Origin of the sequence: Streptococcus sp. GMD1S, assembly GCF_000296875.1 — a bacterium.
In the GTDB taxonomy this organism is placed as follows: domain Bacteria; phylum Bacillota; class Bacilli; order Lactobacillales; family Streptococcaceae; genus Streptococcus.
In genome coordinates, this window is the sequence record NZ_AJQY01000070.1 from 1 (window position 1) to 4,245 (window position 4,245).

The 4,245-nt window shown below is 36.7% G+C and carries 6 protein-coding genes and 1 pseudogene; 4 read left to right on the top strand and 3 right to left on the bottom strand.

Annotation, left to right across the window (positions count from 1 at the left end):
* The 3 genes from GMD1S_RS06745 to GMD1S_RS06755 all read right to left on the bottom strand — a co-directional run.
* Positions 1-164, bottom strand: a 164-nt coding sequence (locus GMD1S_RS06745; protein ID WP_008279789.1) for a pyridoxal-phosphate dependent enzyme, incomplete at its 3' end; no start/stop codon positions are given.
* Positions 165-260: 96 nt separating this feature from the next.
* A complete protein-coding gene (locus GMD1S_RS06750; RefSeq protein WP_000231197.1) occupies positions 261-704 on the bottom strand; it encodes a PH domain-containing protein in 444 nt (147 codons plus the stop codon).
* A 15-nt stretch (positions 705-719) separates the two neighbouring features.
* The gene (locus GMD1S_RS06755; protein ID WP_000395752.1) at positions 720-1,355 is read right to left on the bottom strand and encodes a YigZ family protein; all 636 of its coding nucleotides are present in this window, start codon (positions 1,353-1,355) and stop codon (positions 720-722) included.
* A gap of 56 nt (positions 1,356-1,411) precedes the next feature.
* Between GMD1S_RS06755 and GMD1S_RS06760 the strand changes: the two genes are divergently transcribed.
* From GMD1S_RS06760 to GMD1S_RS11755, 4 genes and pseudogenes are all read left to right on the top strand, one after another.
* Positions 1,412-2,710, top strand: a complete 1,299-nt coding sequence (locus tag GMD1S_RS06760) for a DEAD/DEAH box helicase (protein WP_000867705.1) — start codon at positions 1,412-1,414, stop codon at positions 2,708-2,710.
* Positions 2,707-3,369: a ComF family protein gene (locus GMD1S_RS06765; RefSeq protein WP_000995709.1), complete on the top strand. Its 663-nt coding sequence runs from the start codon at positions 2,707-2,709 to the stop codon at positions 3,367-3,369. Before GMD1S_RS06760 ends, GMD1S_RS06765 begins: the two co-directional genes overlap by 4 nt.
* Before the next feature lie 79 nt (positions 3,370-3,448).
* Positions 3,449-3,997: a ribosome hibernation-promoting factor, HPF/YfiA family gene (raiA, locus tag GMD1S_RS06770; RefSeq protein WP_000599114.1), complete on the top strand. Its 549-nt coding sequence runs from the start codon at positions 3,449-3,451 to the stop codon at positions 3,995-3,997.
* Positions 3,998-4,078: 81 nt separating this feature from the next.
* Positions 4,079-4,245, top strand: a pseudogene (locus GMD1S_RS11755) (acetyl-CoA C-acyltransferase); the annotation flags it as partial.

Genomic DNA, 4,245 nt, shown 5'->3' on the forward strand with positions numbered 1-4,245 from the left:
GCTTTTTCAATCATGCTAAGGGCAATACGGTCTTTTACTGACGATCCAGGGTTAAAAGCTTCTAGTTTAACATAGACGTCTGCAGCACCCTCTGGAACAATGTTGTTGAGTTTAACAATCGGTGTTTGTCCAATAAGTTCAGTGATATTATTATAAATAGTCATAGATATACCTCTTTGTATAAGATGATACTAGTATAACGCGCTTAAGGCTATTTGTAAAATATAGAAATCCTATCAAAGTGATAGGATTTTTTTATATCAAAGGTCTAAGCCATTAATTTTTAATCGATTGTGATAAGCCAATTCTAATAAATAGGTGTAAAGAGGGAGGATGTCCGTTTTTTTAGGGAATTCAAATTTATGGAAACTCAGATGCTCATTATGTGCTTTAAGAGAGATATTTTCTAAATAAGTAATCGTAATCTCACTATCATCTATACCTGCTCCAGCAGTTTCCATTTCAACGTTTACAATGTTCATCAAAAAGAGTGACTTAACAGACACCTTGCGACCAGTGGCACCTTGCTTATCTGTAAAAATAATACGAATATTTGTAAAGATGATGGAATCGCGAATAAGTTTATATCCACTTTGAATTTCTTCATTCTCTAGTAGATATTGACCATATTCTTTGATAAGAGTCTCTTTGTTTTCCTCGCTGAAGTTACCAGCAAGTCCTTGAATAAATTTTCCAAACACCATGTATTTCTCCTTTATTTACACTAAGTTTACAGGAACTTCAACTTCTCGTAAACCTTGATCTGTTAAAGTAACCTTTCCATTAAAAAACTCTACAAGAGCAGACTTAATATTTTCTTTCTCTTCCTTATCAACATAAATCATTGTATCAACTTGATCTGTAAAGTTTGTATCCAGCTCCATGAGATGATGCTCTCTAAGGAAATTGCCATATTCTTGATACTGAGCGTAAGACATCTGAATGGCTATGCCAGCCTGCTCTTTGATTTCAATAATGCCAATTTCTTTGACAGCCAAGGCCACACTACCTGCGTAAGCACGAATCAAACCTCCAGCGCCTAACTTAATTCCACCAAAGTAACGAGTAACTACTACGCAGACATTGGTAAGATTATGATTTTCTAAGACGCCAAGCATAGGGACTCCAGCAGTACCACTAGGTTCGCCATCATCACTCGTACGCTTTATCTCACTGCGTTCCCCTACAATAAAAGCAGAGCAGTTATGGGTGGCTTTGTAGTGTTCTTTTTTGATAGCAGTGATAAAGTCACGAGCTTCTTCTTCACTATAGACACGCTTGGCATGACAGATAAAGCGTGATTTTTTGATTTCTTCTTGGACCTGCCCATCCTCTTTAATTGTTCTAAATTCCATGATTTAATTGTACTAAAAAATTACCTAAAGCGCTATATTTTTACGAATATTAAAGTATGAAAGTAAATCCAAATTATCTCGGTCGCTTGTTTACTGAGAAAGAATTAACGGAAGAAGAACGACAGGAAGCAGTGAGACTGCCAGCAATGAGAAAAGAGAAGGGGAAACTGTTTTGTCAACGTTGTAATAGTTTGATTCTAGAAGAATGGTATTTGCCTATTGGTGCCTACTATTGTAGGGAGTGTTTGCTGATGAAGCGAGTCAGGAGTGATCAAGCTTTGTACTATTTTCCGCAGGAAGATTTTCCTAAGCAAGATGTTCTCAAATGGTGTGGTCAGTTAACCCCTTTTCAGGAAAAGGTATCAGAGGGGTTGATTCGAGCAGTCGAAAAGAAAGAACCGACTTTAGTTCATGCTGTGACAGGAGCTGGAAAGACAGAGATGATCTATCAAGTTGTAGCTAAAGTGATTGATGATGGTGGTGCAGTTTGTTTGGCCAGTCCTCGAATTGATGTATGTTTAGAACTGTATAAGCGACTGCAGAATGACTTTGCTTGCGATATAGCGCTACTCCATGGCGAATCAGAGCCCTATTTTCGAACTCCCTTAGTAATTGCAACAACTCATCAGTTATTAAAATTTTATCATGCTTTTGATTTGTTGATAGTGGATGAGGTAGATGCCTTTCCTTATGTTGACAACACTATGCTTTACTATGCTGTAAAGAATAGTGTAAAGGAGGATGGATTGAGGATATTCCTTACAGCAACTTCTACAGATGAGTTAGATAGGAAGGTTCGCACAGGAGAATTAAAACGATTAAGCTTGCCGAGACGGTTTCATGGAAATCCTTTGATTATTCCTAAACCAGTCTGGTTATCGGATTTTAATCGCTGTTTAGAGAAAAGCCAGTTATCAACCAAGTTAAAGACTTATATTGAGAAACAGAGAAGAACAGGTTATCCATTGCTAATTTTTACATCAGAGATTAAGAAAGGCGAAAAACTAAAAGAAACACTACAGGTGTATTTCCCAGATGAGAAAATTGGTTTTGTATCTTCTGTCACAGAAAATCGATTAGAGCAGGTGCAAGCTTTTCGAGATGGAGAGTTGACGATACTGATCAGTACGACAATATTGGAACGCGGAGTTACCTTCCCTTGTGTAGATGTTTTCGTAGTAGAAGCTAATCATCGTCTCTTTACCAAGTCTAGTTTGATTCAGATTGGAGGGCGAGTTGGACGCAGTATGGATAGACCAACTGGTGAGTTGCTCTTCTTTCATGATGGATTAAATGCTTCCATCAAAAAGGCAATCAAGGAAATCAAGCAGATGAACAAGGAGGCAGGGTTATGAACTGTTTACTATGTGACCAGACTACAAAGAGTGAACTGACTTTTAGCAGTCTCTTCATTTTAAAAGATGACTGCAGTTATCTTTGCTCAGCTTGTGCTTCTAGTTTTGAGAAGATTGGTGAGAATTATTGCCCAAACTGTATGAAAAAAGGCATGTCAACTAAGTGTCAAGATTGTAAACTTTGGTGTAAAGAAGGAATTCAGGTTGATCATAAGGCAATCTTTACCTATAATCAAGCTATGAAAGACTTTTTCAGTCGATATAAGTTTGATGGCGATTTTTTGCTTAGAAAAGTTTTTGCTTCTGTTCTTGCTGAGGAGTTGAAAAAGTATAGAGGTTATCAATTTGTTTTGATTCCCCTAAGTCCTGAAAGATTGCTTGAGAGGGGATTTAACCAGGTTGAAGGTTTGGTTGAGGCAGCAGGCTTTTCTTTTAAAGATATATTAGGAAAAAGAGAAGAGAGCGCTAGTTCTTCTAAAAGCCGTTTGGAAAGGTTAGCTACTGAAATTCCATTTTTTATTAAAGATGGAATCTCACTTCCTAAGAAGATTTTGCTGATTGATGACATCTATACAACAGGGGCAACTGTGAATCGTGTGAAACGACTTTTGGAAGAAGCAGGTGCTTTGGAAGTTAAAACTTTTTCCCTTGTAAGATGAGGAAAAAATTTGCAAAATGAAAATGAAAGCGTTATAATATAGTTAGAAAAACAAAAATGTTTAGAAAGAAGGTACTTATATGATTAAATATAGTATCCGTGGTGAAAACCTAGAAGTAACAGAAGCAATTCGTGATTATGTAGTTTCTAAACTCGAAAAGATCGAAAAGTATTTCCAACCTGAGCAGGAGTTGGATGCACGTGTGAACTTGAAAGTTTACCGTGAAAAAACAGCAAAGGTTGAGGTAACAATTCCACTTGGATCTATCACTCTTCGTGCTGAAGATATTTCCCAAGATATGTATGGTTCTATCGATCTTGTAACAGATAAAATTGAACGTCAGATTCGTAAAAATAAAACTAAAATCGAACGTAAGAATAAAAGTAAAGTTGCGACAAGTCAACTCTTTACAGATGCTCTAGTTGAAGATGCAGATGTTGTGCAACCCAAAGTCGTTCGTTCAAAACAAATTGATTTGAAGCCAATGGATTTAGAAGAAGCCCTTCTTCAAATGGATTTATTGGGACATGATTTCTTTATTTATGTAGATGTAGAAGATCAAACAACTAATGTTTTGTATCGCCGTGAAGATGGTGAAGTTGGTTTGTTAGAAGTAAAAGAATCATAAAATAGAATTTTTAAAGTGGTTTACACCAGTGTAAACCATTTTTATATTGCATTATTATAAAAGGTATAAATGGGGGCAGTTATGAAAGACGTGGTGATTGTTTCAGCAGTGCGAACTCCAATAGGCTCCTTTGGAGGAAGTTTGAAGAATGTTTCAGCTGTTGATTTGGGAGCTTTGGTTATTAAGAGTGCTTTGGAAAAAGCCAATGTCAAACCAGAGCAGGTAGACGAAGTGATTATGGGGAATGT

Coding starts and splice junctions, on each gene's coding strand:
- GMD1S_RS06755 (WP_000395752.1), bottom strand. CDS start 1,355: ATGGAATTTAGAACAATTAAAGAGGATGGGCAGGTCCAAGAAGAAATC.
- raiA (WP_000599114.1), top strand. CDS start 3,449: ATGATTAAATATAGTATCCGTGGTGAAAACCTAGAAGTAACAGAAGCA.
- GMD1S_RS06760 (WP_000867705.1), top strand. CDS start 1,412: ATGAAAGTAAATCCAAATTATCTCGGTCGCTTGTTTACTGAGAAAGAA.
- GMD1S_RS06750 (WP_000231197.1), bottom strand. CDS start 704: ATGGTGTTTGGAAAATTTATTCAAGGACTTGCTGGTAACTTCAGCGAG.
- GMD1S_RS06765 (WP_000995709.1), top strand. CDS start 2,707: ATGAACTGTTTACTATGTGACCAGACTACAAAGAGTGAACTGACTTTT.